The sequence below is a fragment of the Saonia sp. genome, from assembly GCF_056326165.1.
The window spans coordinates 44,871-68,674 of record NZ_JBWFBN010000008.1 but is presented as its reverse complement, the minus strand read 5'-3'; the positions used below and the strand labels follow the sequence as shown (position 1 = coordinate 68,674).

Genomic DNA, 23,804 nt, shown 5'->3' with positions numbered 1-23,804 from the left:
ATGTACATTCCACATTATTACAAAAATGAAAACCTAGAAGAAGTAAAAAGTTTTATACAACAAAATAGCTTTGGCATTCTTATAAATCAGGTAGATGGGAAACCATGGGCAACGCATATTCCATTAGAATTGGACACTGATGAAAATGGAAAAGATATCTTAGTAAGCCATATTGCCAAAGTAAACCCCCAGTGGAAAACCTTTTCTGAAAACACAGAAGTTTTGTGCATTTTTAATGGGCCCCATAGTTATGTTTCATCATCTTGGTATAAAAAAGAGGAAGTGCCAACTTGGAACTATATTGCCGTGCATGTCTACGGTACAGTTAAAATTCTTTCGGAAAATGAGGTTCTGGACTCCATGCATAAATTGGTAAACAAGTATGAAAAAGGCTCTAAAAATCCAATTTCCATTGATACCTTATCTTCAAAAACAATGCGACAAATAAAAGGTGTAGTCGGTTTTAAAATTGAAATCACAGATATACAGGCAGCTTATAAACTTTCCCAAGGAAGGCCAGGGGATCATCCAAAAATTATTGAAGAACTAGAAGAAACTGGCAATCCCGGTAGTGATGCCATTGCCAAACAAATGAAAAAATAACTATCTTTAAATCGTAGGGCGATAGCCAATTGGGGTTTAACCCACTTACAAAAGCTGATTCCCCTACGAGTACTCGGAATTTCGGATAAATAGTTTTTTAAATCATAGGATTATGTTACACAATAAATTTTGGCAAGGATTTTTTGCTTTGGCTCCTTTCATTTCATTATTCCTAATGCTTATAGGATATTTTTTCTTTATATATTCCATTTTCAGCAATTTACCAGAGCTTGAAAATGATGGGCAACCACCAATAGAATTTTGGAGAGGTTTTGGTTTCTTTTTTATAATGATATTTTTAATGATTTTTATATGCCTAGGCAGTCTTATTTTCTACATTATACATGCTGTGCAGAATCCAAACCTTAAAGAAAATAATATGATTTTGGTCTGGGTATTGCTCTTTATTTTTGTTGGGGGTATTGGGCAATTGATTTATTGGATTATTGAAATCATAGGAAAAAGGAATAAAATTGATGTTTTTAACTAATTTATCGGTAAAAATAGATAAATCCGCAATATTCTATCAGGAATTGACATTTCTTAATCATAAGTATCACTGCATTAAGGATAACTTTGTTGGGTTATAAACCATATTACATACTTCTATGAAATACCCAACTACCCTGTTTATCTTCTTTCTTTCTTTTCTATTTTTTACTGGATGTACATCCACAAACTCAGCTGTTTTTGAGGAACAAGCCGAGGAAAAAGTAGAAGAACAAGAGGAACAAATGCAAGAAGAAGAAGAAGAAGAAGAAGCTGAGGAAGAGGAAACGGAAGAAGAAGAAGAAGAAGAGACATCATCAACTCCAGAAACTATGTATGTGGAAGGCAGGTTCTTATATACAATGACTGGTGAAAAAGTAATAATGCGTGGTGTTAATGAAATGATGATATGGTCCAGCGATAGAACTGGTGCTTCTATTTTATCGGAAATTGCCAAAACCGGTGCCAATACAATTCGTTTAGTATGGTTAACAACTGGAAATTTAACAGAACTGGACGAGCTTATTGCCAACTCCATAAGAAATGGTATGATACCAATGGTAGAAATGCATGATGCAACAGGAGATTGGACTAAACTACCAGCGGTCGTAGATTATTGGTTACAAGATGATGTAAAGGCAGTAATGGACAAATACAAAAAATGGGTATTGCTTAATATAGCAAACGAAGTTGGGCCTAGTGGTGGAGATTCAATATTCCTAACCAATTACAAAGATGCCATTACCAAACTAAGAGACAAGGGTTATGAAGTTCCATTAATCATAGATTCATCGGATTGGGGAAAAGATGAAGGTATTATTGCCCGTAATTGGGAAGAACTGTTCAACCACGACCCTCTAAATAATACAATGTTCTCTGTACATACCTATTGGGTAAACAACAGCCAAAGTAGATTGGACAGCTTTTTAGATTTAGTTGTAAGCGATGGTATTCCGTTCCTTTTTGGTGAAGGCCCACAGCCCAACGGGTACGATTGCAACACCGCTTTTCCTTATGTAAATGCAATGAAGCAGTGTCAAGAAAAAGAAATTGGATGGCTCAACTGGTCTTGGGGAGCTGTAAACAATGGCGATTGCGACCAACCAGATGGGGAAAGTAAATATAATATTACTTCTGATGGTTTATATGGAAACTGGAACAATGATTGGGGAAGATTAACCATGGTAGATGATGAAAATAGTGTTCAAAAAACATCTATTAGGCCACAATCTTTGTTAGATGATGTAGATGAGTATTAGTACAAAACACCCTTCCTGAACATGAAAGTCCAGGAAAGGATGAGATGTACGGCACAGTTTTGTTAATCCTCTAGTTCCAAAGTAGCCATTCCTTCATAACGGCTATTGTCTACATGCATTACCCACATGTCTTCAAAGTACTTTCCGTTAAAATTGGATCTAAAGGCGTTTTCGGCCTCAACACTATTTTCATAGCGTTCTAGGTACACGTAATTTAGGTTGTTTTCGGGGTTGGTAAAGTATTTTACGTCTAGTCCCTGTTCTCTAAGGGTACTAACAAAATTTTCCAAATATTTCTCGGTACCAAATACATTGGCCACAATATAGTGCCCTTCACTAATACCAGATAGATTTCTAAACTCTTTTATTTTAATATCGTTCTTATTGGTAGCCATGCCAACACCGTCGTTTTTAATAGCGGCCAATTGTTTGTCAAGGTTCAGCTTGGCCTCATCCAACATGGTAAGCCCCGCATTTTCCTCTTTTACATTTTTGTCATTATTAACAAAGTATATTTGCTTAGCTCTCTTCTCTATATCTGGACGTTCACCTTTTGTCTCTCGCTTCACCATTCTCATTACCGACACAAAACGATTCTCCAAATCATTATTTCTATTGGCTTCTAATGAATCTAACCTAAACATCAATTCATTAATTACAGCATAATTTTCACCATGTTGCTTTTTAAGCTTTTCAATTTCGTTTAATAAGGAATTATATGATGGCATTCCTGTTTTTTCATCAATCGGTTTTGCATTCTCAGGCACATCAATATCATTGCTAACCATATCTTCTGTAAGATTCGGAACAAAAGAATAAGCAACAGAAATTTCATGGGTAACTCCAAGATTTGTAACACTGTTAGAAAGTCCTTTTTCAAAATTGTATCCAAAAGAAAGTCTACGATTAAGATTAAAGCCTGTACCTGCTGACACTCCATAATGACTATCATAGCCACCTTGTAGCCAACCCAATTTGGGTAAATCTAAAATAAGCCCCCCTCCATATACAACACCCGTTTCTCCTTTTAATCTTGCTCTCAATAAAGGTAAAAGCCTACCATTTTCAAAAGCACCTCGGGTATTCTTTAATTCATGTGTATATTGTATGTGTCCAGAATATGTTTTTTCATTGAACTCCGTTAAAGATTCGCCCGTCTTAAGATTAAAATCAAAAAGGTTTTCTGCAAACACACCAAAATCAAACTTTCCATAAGAAATATTCAACCCAGGTTGAAAAGCCAAAATGGAGCTATCTTCCAAATCATTCAATAAAACATCATTTTCAACTGTAATAGCTCTGTTTTGGTCAAAACTGCTATTGTAGTAAGGTATATTTACCCCAAAGGTCATGTTGCTCTTATCACTTAGCTTAATACCATAAGCATAATTCATAAGTACACCAAAATTTGAAATAACACCTTCTTGCTGATTGTAAAAACTTATCCCTAGCCCTGTACGGTCATTAATCCTGCCACTATAACTTAGAAAGTAATTCTGAACATTATCTTGGTAGTAAGCAGACTGGCTTCTATGAAACATGTTTATATAAGACTTATCCTCTCTTACTGTTGAAAAAGTTGGGTTTATTAAAAACCTATTAAATTTTAACAGGTTTTGGAATGGAACATCATAGGATACGTAAGGATTTTCTTCTTGAGCAGAAACTGTATTGAATACAGTTCCCATTAAGAACAGGAATAAAAATGTGCTTATGGAAAAGCCAAAATTGGTATTTTTTGAGTTAGTTAGCTTTATACAAAACATAGCATACGTATTTTCCGCACTAAAAAGCATCTCCCCAATAGGAATAATACCTATTGTATAGGTAATAAAAATGAAAATAAAATGAGTGTAGGAGTAGTTTTTAGAGCATAGGTTAAACTTGTTATTGATTTGGGATTATACTCTAAGTTATATCTTTTTGGGTAAACAGAATTATTTTTTCGATGTATTACTCGCTTTTTAATAAAACCTAGTTATTATACATAGGTTCTTAAGAACCATTCCTTCTTCTATACTAAAAAAAATTGCCTTTCTATGCAACCTATGGTTTTTTGGTCTGTCTATAATTAAACAATCAAAAAACAGTTACATGAAAAAAATCCTTTTATTAATTCTATTTTCTTCCTCTATTCTTATGGGGCAGGAGAGTTTTACGGTCAGCGGTACCATATCGGACCAAATCAATGGAGAATCCCTCTTTGGAACATCAGTTTATTTAAAAGACACCTCTATTGGTGGTATTAGCAATGAATATGGGTTTTATTCCATCACCGCTCCCAAGGGGGCATACACCTTAGTGGTTTCCTATATGGGCTATTCCGATTTCATTAAGGAAATAGAGTTGAATGGCAACATTAAACTAAATATTGAACTAAAAGAAACATCTACCCAACTTAAAGAGGTTGTGGTAACCGATGAAGAAAAAGAGCGTGTAAACCTAAAAAAAGCAGAGGTTAGTGTTAATAAATTAAACATAAGCACTGTAAAGCAAATGCCTGTGGTTTTAGGCGAAGTAGATATTGTTAAATCATTACAAATGCTCCCCGGAGTTACCAATAATGGAGAAGGTTCCAGTGGTTTCCATGTGCGTGGAGGTGCTACAGATCAGAATTTAGTTCTTTTGGACGAAGCCATTATTTACAATTCTTCCCATATGCTTGGCTTCTTTTCAATTTTTAATGCAGATGCCATTAAGGATATGAAACTCTACAAAGGTGGTATTCCTGCTCGTTTCGGTGGGCGTGTTTCCTCGGTTCTGGATATACGTCAAAAAGACGGGAACAATAAAAATTTTGCTATGACAGGTGGTATTGGGCTAATTTCCAGTAGATTGGCCATGGAAGGTCCCATGTTCAATAACAAGGGTTCTTTTTTGGTTGCCGGTAGAACCTCGTATGTCCATCACCTACTAAAAGCAGCCGGGGAAGAAGATGCAGTAAGTTTTTATGATTTAAATTTAAAAAGCAATTATGGCATAAATGAGAATAACAGATTGTACTTATCTGGCTATTTTGGAAGGGATGACTTTAAAATTGGTAACAGTTTTAAAAGTAATTATGGTAATTTATCTGGCAACCTAAGATGGAACCACATTTTTAACGAGCGTCTCTTCTCTAATTTGTCCCTTATCTATAGTAAATATGATTATGACCTGGGCATTACTATTGCAGAGTTCGATTGGATATCTGCCATAGAAAACTTTAATATAAAATATGACCTTAAATATTATTTGAGCGATAAATACAAGCTGGATTTTGGCGTAAGTAGTATTTACTATGATTTTGACCCTGGGCAAATAAGACCAACTACAGAAACATCCGCTATCAATGCCTTGTCCTTGGACCGTAAAAAAGCCCTGGAAAACAGTGCCTATATAAATGCCGAACACAAGCTTACCAATAAACTTACCATGCAATATGGGCTTAGATATAGCACTTTTAATAGACTGGGAGGCCAAGCCATGGTAGATTATGCAAATAATCAACCTGTAGTTTATAACTCTCTATTAGGTATTTATGAAAGGGGAACCCCAATTGGGGAGACCAACTACGAAAAAGGAAAGACCATTGCCAAATTTGATAATTTTGAGCCAAGAGCATCCATGGCCTATCAAATAAATGATGATTCTTCCCTAAAGGCTGGATATTCTAGGGCTGCTCAGTATATCCATTTACTTTCCAATACTTCTGGGGTTACGCCTTTAGATGTTTGGACACCCAGCGGAAAGTACATTAAACCCCAATTGTCTGACCAATATGCACTTGGCTATTTTAAAAACTTTAAGGATGGCAAATATTCATTGGAATCCGAAATTTATTATAAAACCGTTGACAATAGAATTGACTACATAGATGGTTCTGACCTTATCGGAAACAATACCATTGAGCAAGAAATTTTAAATGGTGAGTCAAGGTCTTATGGTTTAGAATTATTACTTAGAAAAAACGAAGGCGACCTAACGGGATGGATAGCTTATACCCTATCCAAATCTGAACAAAAAGCTCCCGGCGGTAATGCTGGTGGACTTGGAATAAACAATGGTAATTGGTATTCCACACCCTATGACAGAACCCATGATATATCGGTCACTGGAGCTTATAAGTTCAATGATAAATGGAAGTTTGGAGCCAATCTGGTCTATCAAACGGGAAGGCCCGTAACCTATCCTAATGGACAGTATGAGTATGAAGGAATATCCATTACAAGTTTTGCCCCAAGAAACTCGGACAGGTTGCCAGCTTATCATAGATTGGATCTATCCGCTACATGGACTCCAAACAGAAAACCCCATAAGAAGATACGGGGCGAATGGGTCTTTGGAATCTACAATGTCTATAACCGTAAGAATGCTGCTTCCATAAGTTTTGGACAAAATGTTGAAACTGGGGCAAATGAAGCTACAAGAACTGCCATTTTTGGCATGGTGCCATCAGCAACCTATAATTTTAAATTTTAAAAAGATGAAAAACTACATAAAACTATCAATCATATTTTTAATAATCGTGTTTACTTCTTGTACAGATGTTATCGATGTTGATGTACAAACAGCACCTTCTAGATTGGTCATTGAAGCCTCTCTGGACTGGGAAAAAGGTACAGCGGGCAATAATCAAACTATAAAGTTGAGTACCTCAACAGAATATTATAATACAACAACAAATTCACCCGTAGCAGGTGCTTCCGTTAAAGTGACCAATGATATGGATGGGACGGAATTTATTTTCATGGACCAAAACAACGGTAGTTATATTGCAACAGACTTTGTCCCTATAATAGGCAATTCATACACTTTAGAGGTAGTCTATAATGGAGAAATCTATACTGCAAACGATACTTTATACCCTGTTGTGGACATAGATGATGTTATACAGTCCAAAGACAAGGGTTTTGATGAGGATGCCTTAGAAATAAGTACCATTTTTACAGACCCACAAGAAGAAGGAAACAATTACCTTTTTAAATTTCATAGGCAAGGAGACCTTTTGCCTTACTTGGAGGTTGGCAATGATGAGTTTGTAAATGGAAATGAAATAGATTGGTGGTATGAAATTGATGATGATGAGGATACTCCCTTAACTCCTGGCGATATAGTGGATATTTACATTTATGGCATTTCTGAAGCCTATTACAACTATATGTATATTCTTATAGAACAAACAGAAAGTGATGGCCCATTTAGTACAACACCAGTTGCATTAAAAGGAAATTGCGTAAACTATACCAACCCAGAAAATTATGCAAACGGCTATTTTAGGCTAACACAAGTTGTAAAAACTTCATATACCATTGAATAGATTTTTTTTTTTAAGATAATAAAAAGGCTGCTTTATTAAATTGAAGCAGCCTTTTTATATATAAATACTATTCTATAAATTATCTAATTGATTGCTTGTACCGTCTTTACTAATGGTCCAAAAGAAACCAACAAAAAAGAAGCTATCTGCAGTTGGGGTAAGTGCTCTGCGATTAAAGTTTCCGTTTGCATTGGGTGTTCTGGAATATTGATATCCATTAATATTATTAAAGCTCAATATATTGCTTACAGAGAAGTAAAGTATCTTTTGAGGTGAAATTAAATATGCCCAGTTAACACTTAAATTATTGTAGGCTTTGGTTTTCTCTGCCATAAAATTTGCAGTGTTCGGATTATCATATGGTCTTCCAGACCCAAAATTGTAAGACATTCCAACTTGGGACCGTAAATCATCTACCCAATACTTGGTCACTACTGAAAGACTGTGCTTAGGAGCAAAATTAGGGGTTGCCTTCTCTCTAAAATTTCTATAATCCCGTTCCGTATCCAAATAAGAATAAGAAACCCAATAGTCCAAGTTTTTTATATTCTTGTTGTCTCTCCAAAATATATCCAGTCCACTTGCATGGCCATCACCTGCATTATTAAAGTTAGAATTAAACTGTGCAAGCTCTGTATCATACTTTACAAGCTTGTCATAGTCCTTGTAGTAGGCTTCGGCCCTAAACGTTTTTCCATCTCCAACATATTGGTAATTTAAAATATAATGTGATGTCTTTTCTGAATCCAAATTTTGGTTATACTTTAAATAATCGTTTAAAGGGTTTTGATAGAAATCCCCATACGCCAATGAAAACTGACCTTTTTCACTACTCTTATAAGCCAAAGACATTCTTGGAGAAATCAGAAATTTATCTAATACCGAGCTGTTTTCTGCTCTAACTCCCAATTTCATTGCTAGATTGTTATTAAAGAAAATATCAGCTTCTGTAAATATGGCAGCAATCTGGTCATCAAAACCACTCTCAAAAGTAAATCCATCAGTACTTGTAAAAGTGTCATCATAGTCGGTTATAAAATATTCTGCTCCAAAATTTATGTTAAACCTGCTATTAAAGCTTTTTGATAAGGTTGCCTTAAGATGGGACGATGTTTCTTTAGCATCAATATCATCTTCCTGTATTCCTATATCGTTGGTGTCATGGGAAATACTTGCTCCAGTAAACATGGTCCAATTATTTTCAAAGAAATGTTTGTAGTTGGCATTGAAATAGATGTTGTTGTTCTTTAAACTAAAACGCACATAATCATCATAATTAATATCCTCTTGCTCTATATCCAAATTAGAATATGAATATCCAGAATAAAGTTTAAACATGCTGCGTTCGCCTTTGTTTCTATAAATAGCTTCTCCAGAAATACTTTCATACGGTTTGTTCCAACGTGTTCCAGAATTTGGCGGCACCAATTCTTGGTAAGGCGCCAAGTTTATGTAGGATGTATTTATGCTCAAGGACTCATCTCCCCATATTTCTGTATGCCCCAATCCGCCACCAACAGACATTAAGGAAATATCTGTTTTTTCTTGATCAGGAACATCAGTAGAGTTCAGTAGCAATACACTAGACAATGCTTGCCCATATTCTGCCGAATACCCGCCCGTGCTAAATGTAATTCCTTTAAAAAGAAATGGGGAAAACCGTCCCCTTGTAGGTACATTATTAGCTGTTGGGCTAAATGGCTGAAAAACTCGTAATCCATCTATAAATATTTGGGTTTCACCTGCAGCTCCTCCTCGTACAAACAACCGTCCATCCTCATTCACTGTGGAAGTTCCTGGCAGTGTTTGCAAAGCACCTACAAAATCCCCAGCGGCCCCAGCAGTTGTAACAATATCCAAAGGTTTAAGTACAGATACTTTAGAATTGTCCCCAGCCTCAAAAGTTCCAGCTGTTAATGTTACACCAGTTAAAGTATTCATGGCCTCCACTAGTTGTATCTTTAAATCCTTAAAATAAGAAATCTCCCCAAGCTCATAATGGGTTTCGTATGAAAGCATGGAAATAACTAATGTTTGAGAGCCTAATTCTGAGGTCTCAAAAGAGAAATATCCATTTTCATCAGTAGAACTACCATCATAAGTTCCTTCCAGATAAACATTTGCTCCGACAATGGGATTGTCTTTATCGTTGGTAACAGTTCCTGTGATAGGGCTCTGGGAAAATCCGAAAAGTGAAATTAATAATGTAAAAGTGAGTAATGTGATGTTTTTCATGATTATTCGTTTATGCTGAACTTGTTTGAGTTCAACTATTGATTAATTGATAAGACAAAATTGAAAAGAAGTCCATTGCCTATCAATTAAGAAATACCGAACTGTCATTTTTTTGGACTGAAATGAATAACCATAATTGGATTTACAATTCAGTATAAAAAATCAACAATTGAGTAAGTGCCTTTTTAAAAAACTAGCCTGCCAACCCATCTTTGTAGTGTTATTAACCACATACTGAAATTAATTCAGCATAAAAAAACAAACAAAATGAAAAAAGTAATCTTTATTATCGGATGCCTATTAACAAGCCTAATAACTATGGCGCAAGAAAACGTAACCATAACAGTTTCAATTGATAATGTACAAAGCAATGAAGGTAAAGTGATGGTCTCACTACATACAGCTGACACTTTTATGAAAGGTCCTGGAATCCAAAACTTAGAAAGTGTTATAGAAGATGGAAAGGTCAACTTTACTTTTGAAAATGTTAATCCTGGCACTTATGCGATTATGGCTTTACATGATGTTAATGAAAATAGACAAATGGATTTTGAAGCTAGTGGAATGCCAAAAGAAGCCTATGGAATGTCTGGTAATGATATGAGTTTTGGACCACCGTCCTTTGAGGGAGCCAAGTTTGAAGTAACTGATTCTGATTTGGATTTAAAAGTCCGATTCTAACACCATATTCATCAATCAAAATCAATAAGTAAAGGCTTGCCAAATGGCAAGCCTTTTTGCTTTTTATCCTATTTTGGTTATTAAACTATATGCTGTACTTTTAAAAAACCAATTTTTAACCAAACCCACTACATTATTAAAAATTCAGTATATATAATAATTCTGTTGTTTATGTTATTTGGCAATATTCTTTATGGCCAAACAAATAAAATTGATAGTCTTCAAATAGAATTAAAAAATACAGTTTCAGATTCTGCTAAAATTCAAGTTTTAAAGAATATTTCATGGGAGTATCTTAACAATAGGTCTAACATGCCCATGGCCGAAAAATACATTGATAGTGTTCTTTTATTAAGTCAAAAAGTGAATTCTTCAAGAGGGGTGGCAATCGCCAATTATCAATATGGGGTTCTTGAAAGACAGAAGGGAAACTATGACAAAGCACTCAACCATATTAATATCTATATAGAATATGCAAAACAAAAAAAGGATACATTTCAGGTTGCCAATGGCCTATATCAAAATGCAATTATTTATGATGATAAGGGGCAATATGATAAAAGCTCGGGAATATATTATGAGATAATAAAAATTTACGAACAGCAAAATGACAAATACAGTATTGGAACCATACAAAATGCCTTAGGAGACCTACTCAAAAAAACGGATAAATTAGATGAAGCGATGAGCAACTATTCCCAAGCTCTGAAAATTTTCGCTGATTTAAATGAGAAGGCGGATATGGCCAATGCATATTTTAATATTGGAGGTGTTTATTCAATTAGAAAAAACTACGATGAAGCATTACATCATTTAAACAAAGCGTTATTACTTGATACAGAAATTGAAAGTTTATGGGGCATGGCCTACGATTATGAAGCGATTGGTGAAATATATAGTTTACAAGAAAATTATCAACAAGCACTATCAGTACACTTAAACGCATTAAAAGTACGGGAACAACTTCAACAAAAAAGGGAACTAGCGGAGTGTCATACCCATATAGGAATAGATTATCTTAACCTTAAAAAATATGATTTGGCCTTGTTTCATGGTGATAAAGCAAAAAATATAGCTGAGGAGATTGGTGCCAAATCTCAAATTCAAAATGCATATGAATTACTCTCTCAAGTATATAAAAGAAAGGGGGATTATAAAAAGGCGTTTATAGCTAAAGAAGCATCTATCTCAATAAAAGATAGTCTTTTTAATGAAACAAAATCTAGACAGATTCAGGAGTTACAAGTAAAATTTGATACAGAAAAACAGCAAGATGCAATTAATACTTTAGAAAAAGATGCAGAAATAGCAGAATTAAAACTAAAAAGACAAACCACATTTAGAAATATTATTGTCGGTCTAGCACTTGGGGTAATTCTATTGTCTTTTCTATTATTTAATAGATACAAGTTTAAACAAAGAGTTAAAGAAGAACAGCAAAAGACAGAAATCGAAAAAAAGAGAATAGAAGAATTAACAAAAATTGACAAGCTAAAAGATGAGTTTCTTGCCAACACTTCCCACGAATTAAGAACTCCCTTAAATGGTATTATTGGGCTTACAGAATCACTAAAAGACGGTGTTGCAGGTAAATTACCTTCAAAGGCAATAGAAAATTTAGATATGATTACCAATAGCGGAAAACGGCTAGCCTATTTGGTTGATGATATTTTGGATTTTTCAAAATTGAAAAACAAAGATTTGTCGCTTTCAATATTGCCAACTGATCTTCATACCATTGTGGATGTTGTATTACAGCTTACAAAACCATTAATTCAATACAAAAATCTAAAACTGATAAATTCAATTCCTGAAAATATTCCATTAGTTGAAGCTGATGAAAATAGATTGCAGCAAATACTACATAACCTAATTGGGAATGCAATTAAATTTACTGAACAGGGATTAGTTGAAATAAGCGCAATAAAAAAAAATGACACCCTTTCTGTTTCTATTTCTGATACAGGAATAGGAATTCCAACAGAAAAATTTGAAACTATTTTTGAATCTTTTGAACAAGCAGATACTTCTACCGAGCGTGAATATGGAGGGACGGGATTAGGACTATCTGTATCCAAGCAACTTGTGGAATTACATGGTGGTACCATTGAAGTTCAATCTGAAATAGGTAAAGGCTCTACATTTACCTTCTCGCTTCCTTTGAGTACTGTTACTAAAGAAACTGTCTCAAAAAACAAGGGTGAGTTTCGTGAAATTATTGGTAAAGTTCAGAATGACTTAAGTGAGAAAAAGGTCAATACCAGTGCTCTTATAAACACTAATAATAGTAAGTCAAACATATTAATTGTAGATGATGAGCCTATAAACAGGCGAGTTCTAGAAAATCATTTAACAGTCGCTGGGTATATTGTAACAGAGGTTAATAATGGTAAAGAAGCTCTTGCTCTTTTTGAAAAAGGAAATCCTTTTAATTTAATTTTACTGGATGTAATGATGCCAGGGATATCTGGATTTGAGGTATGTGAACAAATAAGAAAAAATCATTTAACAAGTGAATTGCCAATAATATTGCTAACTGCTAAAAATCAGGTTAGCGATTTGGTAACAGGTTTCAATGCTGGCGCCAATGACTATTTAACCAAACCCTTTTCAAAAAATGAGCTTTTGAGTCGTATTAAAACGCATCTAAACTTAAATGGAATTCATAAAGCCACGAGTAAGTTTGTACCTTCAGAGTTTATAAAGTCTGTTGGTAGAGAAACAATTACAGATGTGGTTTTGGGTGATCATGTAGAAAAAGATGTTACTGTTTTATTTACTGATATACGAGAATACACTCATCTTGCAGAAGGAATGACTCCAAAACAAAATTTTAAATTTGTGAATGCCTACGTGGGTAAAATGGGGCCTTTAATTCAAGAAAACAAAGGCTTTGTAAACCAATATCTAGGAGACGGTATTATGGCTCTCTTTCCACATGAAGCAGAACATGCCCTACAGTCTGCTATAGACATGCAAAAAGCACTTCAAAAATATAATATAAGAAGAATTCATGAAGGCTTTGTTCCTATTTCTGTGGGTATGGGTTTACATACAGGACCATTAATTATGGGAATTATTGGAGATATGCGAAGAAATGATACCGCTATTATTTCTGATACTGTAAACACAGCATCTAGAATGGAAGGAGTAACAAAGTATTATGGTGCCAATATTATTATTAGTGAAGATAGCTTACAAACTATTGAAAATAAAAATGATTATAATTTTAGGTATTTAGGAGAAGTAAGAGTTAAAGGAAAAGATAAAGTAGTTGGTATTTATGAATGTTTTAATGGAGATGAACCAGAAATTATAGCTCTTAAAAAAGATACATTGAAAGAGTTTGAAAAAGGGTTGAAACATTTTTTTAGCAATAAATTTCCCAAAGCTTCTGCAGCTTTCGATTCAGTTTTAAGTAAAAATCCAAAAGATTATGTGGCTAAATATTTTATGACTAAATCTGCAGAATACACCATTTCTGGAACTCCAAAAGATTGGGATTTAGTAAACGTTATAAAAGAGAAATAAAATTCTTTAGAAATTTACTTTTCCCTAGATAACTTTTCATGAATTCCCCTACCCTCATTTACAACAATTTCGATAATTTCTTCGATATCCTTTTTTGAAGTCCTAAAATTTACAATACAACTTCTTAAACAATATTTATCATCAACAATCGCATTGGACAAAAACACTTTGCCTTCTTTTTGTGTTTTGTTAACTAAAGCTTCGTTCAGTTGGTTTAAGTACGTTTCGTTCTTAGTACTATTAGCAGGCACATACCTGAATGTTGTAATGCTTAGATTCTGAGTAATGGCTTTCAGTTCTGGATGTTGGTCAGCTAACTGAAATAATAATTTAGATAGTTCAATATCCTCAGCTATCATTTTTACATATCCATTTCTTCCAACTTGTTGGAGCATTAACCAAACTTTTAAAGCCCTGAACCCTCTAGAGTTTTGGAGTCCATATTCATAAAAATTCTGTTCAGAATCCGCAGTGCCGAAATTATAATACTCGGGATGTGAGCTATATGCATCGACCAAATGTTTTGGGTTTTTAACCAATGTACATCCTGCCTCTAAAGGACTATACAACCACTTATGCGGGTCAATAGCAATAGAATCGGCTTCTTTAATCCCCTTAAAGGTTTGTTCTAATTCTGGGATAATATTCGCTGGGACACCATAAGCTCCATCTATATGAAACCACAAGTCATACGATTTACAAATGGTAGCCAGAGTTTCAAGGTCATCAACCACTCCAGTACTAACATCACCTGCCGTACCAGCTACCATAAAAGGTTTATGCCCAGCTTTTAAATCTTTTTTTATAGTCTCTTCCAAAGCAAAAACATCTATTTTATTCGAATCATCTGTAGGAATCCATCTCACTGACTTAGTTCCATGTCCAAATAAAATAGCTGCCTTTTCAATCCATGTATGTGTAGTTTTAGAACAATAGGCTATTAATTTTTGGGTTGAACCAAGTCCATCTTCTTTAAAATTAGTAGGAGCTTTTGCTGTTCTGGCTGCAAGAAAAGCGGTGAAATTTGCCATATTTCCACCACTAACAAATATACCTCCATACGTATTTGGCACACCAATAAACTCCGCCAACCATTGTATGGTTTGTTTTTCAATTTCAGTCGCCATGGGGCTTAAGGCAAATGCCCCCACGTTCGGATTTACCGATGCGGCCAACAAATCTGCCAAGGCTCCAATGGGTGCAGCCGATGAAGTAATGTACCCCATAAACTTAGGGTGCCCATTTAAAAGTGAATGATTGTATAACAAATCAGTTGTATTTAAAATTAAATCCGATACAGAAGTTCCATTTTTCGGCAATGACCTATTTCCTAACAGATCCTGAATTTGTTGTGGGCTTTCTCCCTTTGTTATGCCCTTACTCGCAATGTTTCCATTAAAATTAATAATGCTCTCGATAAGTTTATTACCCGATTCCTTAAATTCTTGGTCACTAATTTCAATTGGTGTTTCCCTGGTATTTTTCATTACTTTTTTAGGTTTAATGATTGCTAGGCAAATTATTGTACAAATTCATGACCTGAATTGATATTCAACAGAGATGAATACTTATTGTATTTCTTATCTACTTTTTTCTGTTTTTCTAGCATCCTTAAAGTAAAGTTATCTCCTTCTTCGTTAAAAAGCTTTGAAAATCGTTTTTCTTTTAGTAAATAATCTTCAATTGGTATACTGGGCTTATCAGAATCTAATAGAAACGGATTTTTATTCTTTTCTACTCTTCTTGGGTCATTTCTATACAGTAACCATTGCCCAGAACTTACAGCAGCTTTATGATACTGACTTGGGTTCCTCATATCTATGCCATGTGCTGGACTATGACAATAAGCAATGATAATAGAAGGGCCATCAAACTGTTCTGCTTCAACAAATGATTTTAGAGTTTGTTCTTGGTTAGCTCCCATGGCGACTGATGCCACATAAACATCATCATAAGTCATTGCTATAGCGCCTAAATCTTTCTTTTGTTTTGATTTTCCAAGTGCAGCAAACTTTGCACTTGCCCCAAAAGGAGTGGCTTTAGACATTTGACCACCTGTATTTGAATACACTTCGTTATCTAAAACCAGAATGTTTACATTCTTTCCAGATGCAATTACATGATCCAGTCCACCAAAGCCAATGTCATATGCCCAACCATCACCACCAACAATCCATACACTTTTTTTGACCAAGCTATCAGCAATGTTCAAAAGTTGGTTTGCTTTATCGCCCTTTACTTTCTTTAAATCTTCTTTTAGAATGCTTACACGCTTACGTTGCTCAATAATTTCATACTCAGTGAACTGCGGTGCGTTTAAAATAGCTTTGATTAATTCAGGGGTCAATTTATTAGCCAACTCCCCCAATAACTTCTTTGCTTGAATTTCTTGCTGGTCTAATGATAATCTATAGCCCAAGCCAAACTCGGCATTGTCTTCAAACAATGAGTTTGACCAAGCAGGTCCTTTGCCTTCTTTGTTTTTGGACCATGGTGTGGTGGGCAAAGCTCCTCCAAAAATTGAGCTTGCTCCAGTAGCATTTGCCACCATCATTCTATCACCGTACAATTGAGAAATCAATTTTAGATAGGGGGCTTCACCACATCCATCATCGCCCAATGCGTATTTAAATAAAGGCTCTTGTAATTGTTGTTGGTTTACTTTAGTTACATCAATTTTAGCTCTATCGAACTCTGGAATAGTTTCAAAATAATTCCAGTTATCTGTTTCTGTTTCTGTTTCTGTTTCTAAAACAGTTTCGGGCTTTTTCATAACCAATGCCTTTGCTGGGCAGACATCAACACAATTATTGCAAGAAGTACATTGTTCTGGGTGTACCTGTACGGTATAATTCAATAAATCAAAATCATAACCCAATTCCGTTACTTCTACATATTTAAATTCGTTTGGTGCTTCACCTAAATTGGTGTCATCATAAACTTTAATTCGTAAGCTCCCTTGTGGACAGGCCATACTACAGGCTCCACATTGAATACAAGCCTCGGGATTCCATGTAGGAAGTTCAGCACCTAACCTATTTTTATTAAATTTTGATGTATCGGTGGGATAAGTTCCATCAACAGGGAAAACACTCACGGGTAAATCATGACCTTTGTTTGCCAACAGTTTTCCTAATAATGTATTGGCAAAATCAGAAGGCTCTTCCTTAGAGGCCACTATATCATATTTAGAATAATCTACTGGAGTAATATCCACCTCTGTAACTAACAAACAATCACTTGTCCATTGAGGGTTTAATTTGATGAAAGTGTTTGCTATTTCAACATTTTTATTATTAAAAATATAAAGATTCAACTCTTTATATCTAATAGAATTTTGAACACTCATTGATAATTCACTCCAAAATAATTGTTCATCATTCTTTGTTCCAACTACCAGTGTTCCCCCATGTTTTATTCGGGTAAGCACATTGTCATTTTCTAAAAAATTAATAGATTCACACCCTATGAAGTCAGCATTTTCTATTAAATAAGGTGCTTTTATCACTTGTTTTGACAAACGTAGATTGGATACATGTCTTGGGTTTGACTTTTTATAATCACATTCGGTATATGCTTGAACATAATTTGAATCGCTAGCCCCAATATTGTTAACCAAAGACTTAAAGTATGATGCGTTGGTTTTTGATTTGGTTTCATAAAAAAGTGCTTGAAAATTATCTTTCTGTAAATCTATTTCAGCTTTTACCTGTAAACTTAAATTGGTTACATCATCTACAATTCCGATAGTAAAATTGTTTTCAGGTTGGTCTTGATTTAGATTATCATAAACCGCTTTCACCATACTTGGCGTAAATTCTTTGGAAGACAAACCATAACGGCCTCCAACTATTTTAGGAAGGAAAGAAATATCGTAATTATTGAATGCTAGCACTATGGCTTGATTGACATCTAAAAATAAAGGCTCACCAACGGAACCAGGCTCATTCGTTTTGTCTAACACAGCAATAGCCTTACATGTTTTTGGTAATGCTTCAATTAAATGTTCTTTGCTAAAAGGACGAAATAACCGAACCTTTAGCAACCCCACTTTCTCACCAGTAGTATTAAGATGTTTTATGGTTTCCTCGATAGTTTCCGTTGCCGAAGCCATGGCAACAATTACTTTTTCAGCATTACTATCACCTATATATTCTATTATCTTATACTGCCTACCCGTTAATTCCGCAAAAGAATCCATTTCGTTTTGAACAATTTGAGGACACTCATCATAAAAAGAATTAATTGCTTCTCTACTTTGAAAAAAAGTGTCAGCAGCTTGTGATGTTCCTCTAATTACGGGTGAGTTAGGATTTAAAGCCCTATTTCTATGTAAGCTAATGTGTTTATTACTCATCATTTTTGTAATAACTTCATCAGGAATATTTTCAATTTTTTGGGTTTCGTGTGAGGTTCTAAATCCATCAAAAAAGTGTAGAAATGGAATTCTAGATTTCAAAGTTGCTGCTTGAGAAATTAAAGCAAAATCCATGGCCTCTTGCACAGACGCTGAAGCGAGTAGTGCATAACCAGAACCCCGAACAGCCATAACATCGCTATGGTCTCCAAACACGGATAAAGCATGGGTAGCAATACTTCTAGTAGCAACATGAATTACATTTGGCGTTAATTCGCCCGCAATCTTATACATGTTGGGAAGCATCAACAATAATCCTTGTGATGCAGTAAAAGTGGTTGACAATGAGCCTGTTTGTAATGAGCCGTGCATAGCACCAGCTACGCCGGCCTCACTCTGCATTTCAAATGTTGAAGGAATACTACCAAAAATATTTTTATGCTGGTTAGCACTCCATTCCTCTACCAATTCAGACATTTGAGAAGCTGGAGTAATTGGATAAATAGTACAAACCTCGTTAGTCTTGTATGCAATTTGGGCAACTGCTTCATTTGCGGTCACAAGTATTTGTCGGGAAGTTTTCATTGGATGGATGATGAAAGTATTTGATTATTGAAATTAAAATGGCCGGTCATTATTCATTTCTTGACCGGCCATTTTTATAGCCAACATTATTTTTCAAATTCAATTGAAACAGGAGTTGGATTGGTAAGCATATCAAATACTGGAGAAAACTTAGCTAAATTCTCCAACTGCTCTTCAGAAGCATCGGACTTTACTTTGAATTTCACTTTGATTCCGTCAAAGCCTTTTCTTACTTCGGGGTCAAGTCCCAAGAAGCCCTGTAAGTCAGCACCACCTTGAAGGGTAGATTCAGCTCCCTCAATTTCTATTCCTTGAGCGGCTGCATGGTAAACCATGGCTCCAGTTAAACAAGAACCCAAAGCATGAAGAACAATTTCGGCAGGTGTTGCGGCTTTGTCCTCACCTAACAATACATTAGGGTGATCAGCTTCCATGGTAAAAGTTTCTTCTCGTGTAGTATCTTCTGCACCCACACCATAAAAGCTTTTTGCACTTGTAGCACAGTGGCCACCTGTAATCCAATTTGTTTTAGTTCTGAATTCAAATTTTGCCAATTCTGGATTTCCTTGAACTGCTCCAATGGTGTCCATTAATTGATCTACATTTACTCCGTTTTTAACATTTGCTGTTGTAATCATTTTACTAAGTTTTATAATTGCTTGGCTTCATTGCCGTCAAGTATATAGCCATCGTCATGCCAAACTTTATAATAAATTGATTATCAATTAACTAACCTAACATCCCTACATAATACTATTAACGATATTTCGTTAATTTTTATTATTTCGTAATAAATATTATGAAAATTCGTGAATTAAATAGGTCTTACAATACCTAACGCCTTTATTTTTGAAGTAAGTGTCGTGGGTTTCATTTTTAGTAATGAAGCAGCGCCTTTTTCACCAGAAATTTTCCACCTAGTTTTTTTAAGGGCTTTTAATATGTTTTCTTTTTCCACTTCTATGATTTCCGAAGCAGTAAGAATTTTTTGTTCAATAACAAGGGGAGTAACATTTACCTCTTCAATACTAGCAGGTAATATTGTATTCCAATCAATTTTTCCTTTATTGGAAACAATGACGGCACGTTCTATTAAATTTTGAAGTTCGCGTACATTTCCTGGCCAATTGTATTCATTGAACAGCGTAGCATCAACATCAGAAAGCTTAATCGCTGGTTTGTTTAATTTCGAAGAAAAACCCCGAATCATTTCCTTTGCAATTAACACAACATCTTCTCCTCTTTCCCGTAAAGCCGGCACTTTAATTGGAAAAACATTTAAACGATAGTATAAATCTTCTCTAAACTTTCCTTTAGCAGAAGCTGCCAACAAATCTCTATGTGTTGCCGCGATAACCCTAACATCTACTTTAATAGTTTCTGAACTACCTACAGGGTCAAATTCCCCTTCTTGTATAACTCGTAGTAACTTGGGTTGCAAATCCAAAGGCATTTCACCTATTTCATCTAAAAAAATGGTTCCGCCATCTGCAAGTGAAAATCGGCCTTTCCTATCTGCTGTAGCTCCTGTGAAAGCTCCTTTTTGGTGTCCAAAAAGTTCGCTCTCTATTAAATTTGTTGGTATCGATCCGCAATTTATCCGAATCAATGGTTTGTCCTTCCTATTGCTAGCATTATGTAAAGCCCTTGCCACCAACTCTTTTCCGGTCCCTGTTTCTCCTTGTATTAAAACAGTGGCATCGGTTTTAGCAACCTGTTTTATTAAGGTCATTAAATTAACCATGCTCATATGCTGACCAATAATACCGTAACTGTTGGTTAACTCTTGTATCTCCTTCTCTAAATATTGCGTCTTATTGGTAAGGGAATTTATTTTGTTCTCAGCAATCAGTTGTTCCTCAATATTTCTAAGAATTAGCGTATAAAACGATTCAGACTCCGTACCATACTTACTAATAGTACCTTCGTTTAAAGTTTCAGTTTCGTTGGAACCAATAACCTTTACAAGGCTGGGCAAATGATTGTTTAATGCTTTTTCTCCACCGTTTAATTCTTCTTTGACAATAGATTCAATTAAGTTGGCACTTTCTTCATTAAAAAAGAATAATATATTACGTTGTAAAACATCATCATTCTCCAACAATATATTGGCAGAAGGATTGGTCAATACAATTCTAAAATCCTTATTGAACATAATTATAGAGTCCATCGCTCCATTAATAAGTCCGCTCATTTTTGAATTTGCAAGAACTAACTCTTCTTTTGAAGCTGCCAAGCGTTCTTGTATCACATCCAATTCTCTATGCCGCTTAATCATTACGGCTAAAATACCCTGCGCAAATCCTTTGTCTGAGGTCATTAAGCTCATAAAATGTGCTCTAGTAATTCTCAACAGAGTTGTTTCTTCAACAGTGGTAACAGATGCAGACCTAGTTTGATTGTCTATGAGTGCATATTCCCCAAAACAATCTTCCTTCGTTAAATAACCATATATATGTTCTTTTTCATGTATCCTAACCTTACCACTAAGTACAACATACATCTCATTCCCTTCATCTCCTTTCTCAAAAATGGTCTCCTTGCTACCGTAAGTTTTCATGTTTAAATCCAGGCATAGATGTTCTAATGAAGACCTGGAAACTTCAGAAAAAAAAGGCGTTTCAGAAAGAAAGGAGGTAATTTGGTTCAGCTGGGTTTTATTCATACCAATTCACTAATGCATATAAATATAAAAATTAAGTATTAATATATTGGATTTCCCCTTCTCTACTTATTATTAAATATCCTCCGCCAACCAAGCTTTCATCATCCAAACCGTTTTTTCTTGTTCAGAGATAAAATCGCTCATCATAGAATTGGTCCCCTCATCATTTGCTTCATCTGATACTTCTAAAATTCTTCTTTCAATCAACAACAATTCTTTAAGGGAATCTACAATCAATCTAATTGCACTTTCATCTTGACTTACTTCTTTACCTACAGGCACTTTAGAGTTTTTAATGTAATCCTCAAAAGTATGGTAGGGCATACCACCCAAAGTAAGAATACGCTCAGCAATTAAATCTACCTTCATATTTGCATCTGTATATAGTTCTTCAAACTTTACATGCAAGTCAAAAAAACGTTTCCCTTTAATATTCCAATGTATACCTCTTAAATTTTGATAATACCTTTGAAAATTTGCCAACAATTCATTTAAATCACTACTTAACATTTGTGATTTTTCTGCACTTAACCCTATACTATTTAGTTTCATTTTCTTTTAATTATTAATTCACTATAAATTTATTGAATATAAATAGTTAATTTGTATAAATTTTATTGATAGTTTTTATACATTTATCAGCTAAAATTATCACTTATGACTATTACTCAATTGCAGTATGTTTTGGCAGTAGCGGAGTACCAAAACTTTACTTTAGCTGCTGAAAAAAGTTATGTTACACAACCAACTTTGAGTATGCAGGTACAAAAGCTTGAAGATGAATTGGATGTGCAGATTTTTGACCGAAGTAAAAAGCCAATTAAGGTAACAGAGGTTGGAAAGAAAATAGTTGCGCAGGCAAAAAATATTGTAAATGAAGCTGATAGAATAAAGGACATTGTAGATCAGGAAAAAGGATTTATTGGTGGTGAATATGTTCTTGGGATAATCCCTACCGTTATGCCGACGCTTTTACCCATGTTTTTAAAGACTTTTATTAATAAATACCCTAAAGTAAACCTCATTATTAAAGAGCAAAGTACAGAAAGTCTTATCCGAAATATACAAGATGGTCATATTGATGGTGCCATTGTAGCCACACCTTTAGAAATTGAATTTATTAAGGAAAGACCATTATATTACGAGCCATTTGTTGGTTATGTTCCCAATAACCATAGGCTAAAAAATGTAAAATTACTCACCCCGGAAGATTTGGATATAAAAGATGTATTGTTATTAAAAGATGGACACTGTTTTAGGGACGGAGTCATTAATTTATGCAACACACCTAGGAGGCATGAAGATGAGCACTTTCAATTACAAAGTGGTAGTTTTGAAACATTGGTAAACTTATCTAATGAAGGTTTGGGAATGACACTTCTACCCTACTTAAACACTTTAGAACTAGATGATAATAAGAAGAAGAATCTAAAACTATTTGAAAGCCCATCACCAGCAAGGGAAATTAGCCTTATTTATCATAAAAATGAGCTTAAAATACAAATAACGGAAGCACTTAGGGATGTAATTTCTGGTATTGTAAGAGGAGCAATTAAGTTTCAGGATGTAAAAATTATTAGTCCATTAAATAAATAATGAATTATTTGATTTTTCTATATCCATAAGAACATTCTTCTATACAGCCACTGTTTGCAATAATCATTGTCTTTGTTCCTATTGTCACAAAGTAGTCAAAAGTTAAGGCTTCACCATTTTGTTGATAACTCAAACTCAAAACATCGCCAAAGCCCTCTGTAGAAACCGAAAAAGTACCAGTTTGATTACCTGATGTATTTTCTTTATCTATAAAAGTATAAGTGCCATTTTCTAAAAAAGTAAATTCGCTTCCGTTTTTTACAGAAGTCCATTCTGCCAATCCTCCTGGACTCACCTTACTTTTTTCCAACTTCCATGTACCTGCCAAATTAGCTACTGTAAGACCAACTGATTCATCAACATCAAAATTGTCATTCTTATTGCATGCAAAAAGAAATAAACATAAAAAAAGCACTAATATTCTCATAATATTTAATGTTTTCTATAAGAAGAAAAAAAATAGAAAAGGTTGCTTTTTATAAATAAAAAAACCGCTTTAAAAGC

16 protein-coding genes are annotated in these 23,804 nt (G+C 34.6%); 8 read left to right on the top strand and 8 right to left on the bottom strand.

Annotated elements, in window-relative coordinates:
* The 3 genes from AC000W_RS08680 (at nucleotide 1) to AC000W_RS08670 (ending at nucleotide 2,351) form a co-directional block, all read left to right on the top strand.
* On the top strand, nucleotides 1-603 hold the full coding sequence (locus AC000W_RS08680; protein ID WP_474747616.1) for an FMN-binding negative transcriptional regulator: 603 nt from the start codon (nucleotides 1-3) through the stop codon (nucleotides 601-603).
* 112 nt (nucleotides 604-715) lie between these two features.
* On the top strand, nucleotides 716-1,093 hold the full coding sequence (locus AC000W_RS08675) for a hypothetical protein (protein WP_474747615.1): 378 nt from the start codon (nucleotides 716-718) through the stop codon (nucleotides 1,091-1,093).
* Between the two features lie 118 nt (nucleotides 1,094-1,211).
* Nucleotides 1,212-2,351, top strand: coding sequence for a cellulase family glycosylhydrolase (locus AC000W_RS08670; RefSeq protein WP_474747613.1), 1,140 nt, complete (start codon nucleotides 1,212-1,214; stop codon nucleotides 2,349-2,351).
* Nucleotides 2,352-2,413: 62 nt separating this feature from the next.
* Here AC000W_RS08670 and AC000W_RS08665 read toward each other — a convergent pair whose 3' ends face one another.
* The gene (locus AC000W_RS08665) at nucleotides 2,414-4,117 is read right to left on the bottom strand and encodes a PorP/SprF family type IX secretion system membrane protein (RefSeq protein ID WP_474747612.1); all 1,704 of its coding nucleotides are present in this window, start codon (nucleotides 4,115-4,117) and stop codon (nucleotides 2,414-2,416) included.
* A gap of 328 nt (nucleotides 4,118-4,445) precedes the next feature.
* Here AC000W_RS08665 and AC000W_RS08660 point away from each other — a divergent pair, with 328 nt between their 5' ends.
* Nucleotides 4,446-6,812: a TonB-dependent receptor gene (locus AC000W_RS08660; protein ID WP_474747610.1), complete on the top strand. Its 2,367-nt coding sequence runs from the start codon at nucleotides 4,446-4,448 to the stop codon at nucleotides 6,810-6,812.
* Nucleotides 6,813-6,816: 4 nt separating this feature from the next.
* A complete protein-coding gene (locus AC000W_RS08655) occupies nucleotides 6,817-7,650 on the top strand; it encodes a DUF4249 family protein (protein ID WP_474747608.1) in 834 nt (277 codons plus the stop codon).
* A gap of 72 nt (nucleotides 7,651-7,722) precedes the next feature.
* Here AC000W_RS08655 and AC000W_RS08650 read toward each other — a convergent pair whose 3' ends face one another.
* Entirely contained in the window at nucleotides 7,723-9,885 is a 2,163-nt protein-coding gene (locus AC000W_RS08650) for a TonB-dependent receptor (RefSeq protein WP_474747607.1), read from the bottom strand.
* Nucleotides 9,886-10,152: 267 nt separating this feature from the next.
* Here AC000W_RS08650 and AC000W_RS08645 point away from each other — a divergent pair, with 267 nt between their 5' ends.
* Nucleotides 10,153-10,566, top strand: a complete 414-nt coding sequence (locus AC000W_RS08645) for a DUF2141 domain-containing protein (RefSeq protein WP_474747605.1) — start codon at nucleotides 10,153-10,155, stop codon at nucleotides 10,564-10,566.
* A gap of 171 nt (nucleotides 10,567-10,737) precedes the next feature.
* Nucleotides 10,738-14,097 (top strand): ATP-binding protein, encoded by a 3,360-nt coding sequence (locus AC000W_RS08640; protein ID WP_474747604.1) that lies wholly within the window; start codon nucleotides 10,738-10,740, stop codon nucleotides 14,095-14,097.
* A gap of 14 nt (nucleotides 14,098-14,111) precedes the next feature.
* Here the strand turns inward: AC000W_RS08640 and AC000W_RS08635 are convergent, their stop codons facing one another.
* The 5 genes from AC000W_RS08635 to AC000W_RS08615 form a co-directional block, all read right to left on the bottom strand.
* Complete coding sequence (locus AC000W_RS08635; RefSeq protein WP_474747602.1) at nucleotides 14,112-15,584, bottom strand: pyridoxal phosphate-dependent decarboxylase family protein; 1,473 nt, start codon at nucleotides 15,582-15,584, stop codon at nucleotides 14,112-14,114.
* A 32-nt stretch (nucleotides 15,585-15,616) separates the two neighbouring features.
* Complete coding sequence (locus tag AC000W_RS08630) at nucleotides 15,617-19,039, bottom strand: 4Fe-4S binding protein (RefSeq protein WP_474747600.1); 3,423 nt, start codon at nucleotides 19,037-19,039, stop codon at nucleotides 15,617-15,619.
* An 86-nt stretch (nucleotides 19,040-19,125) separates the two neighbouring features.
* Nucleotides 19,126-19,677: an OsmC family protein gene (locus tag AC000W_RS08625; RefSeq protein WP_474747598.1), complete on the bottom strand. Its 552-nt coding sequence runs from the start codon at nucleotides 19,675-19,677 to the stop codon at nucleotides 19,126-19,128.
* 176 nt (nucleotides 19,678-19,853) lie between these two features.
* A complete protein-coding gene (locus tag AC000W_RS08620; protein WP_474747597.1) occupies nucleotides 19,854-21,704 on the bottom strand; it encodes a sigma 54-interacting transcriptional regulator in 1,851 nt (616 codons plus the stop codon).
* Nucleotides 21,705-21,776: 72 nt separating this feature from the next.
* The gene (locus AC000W_RS08615; protein WP_474747595.1) at nucleotides 21,777-22,256 is read right to left on the bottom strand and encodes a Dps family protein; all 480 of its coding nucleotides are present in this window, start codon (nucleotides 22,254-22,256) and stop codon (nucleotides 21,777-21,779) included.
* A 105-nt stretch (nucleotides 22,257-22,361) separates the two neighbouring features.
* Here AC000W_RS08615 and AC000W_RS08610 point away from each other — a divergent pair, with 105 nt between their 5' ends.
* Complete coding sequence (locus AC000W_RS08610) at nucleotides 22,362-23,300, top strand: LysR substrate-binding domain-containing protein (protein WP_474747594.1); 939 nt, start codon at nucleotides 22,362-22,364, stop codon at nucleotides 23,298-23,300.
* 4 nt (nucleotides 23,301-23,304) lie between these two features.
* Here AC000W_RS08610 and AC000W_RS08605 read toward each other — a convergent pair whose 3' ends face one another.
* The gene (locus tag AC000W_RS08605) at nucleotides 23,305-23,727 is read right to left on the bottom strand and encodes a lipocalin family protein (RefSeq protein WP_474747593.1); all 423 of its coding nucleotides are present in this window, start codon (nucleotides 23,725-23,727) and stop codon (nucleotides 23,305-23,307) included.
* Between the last annotated feature and the right edge of the window lie 77 nt (nucleotides 23,728-23,804).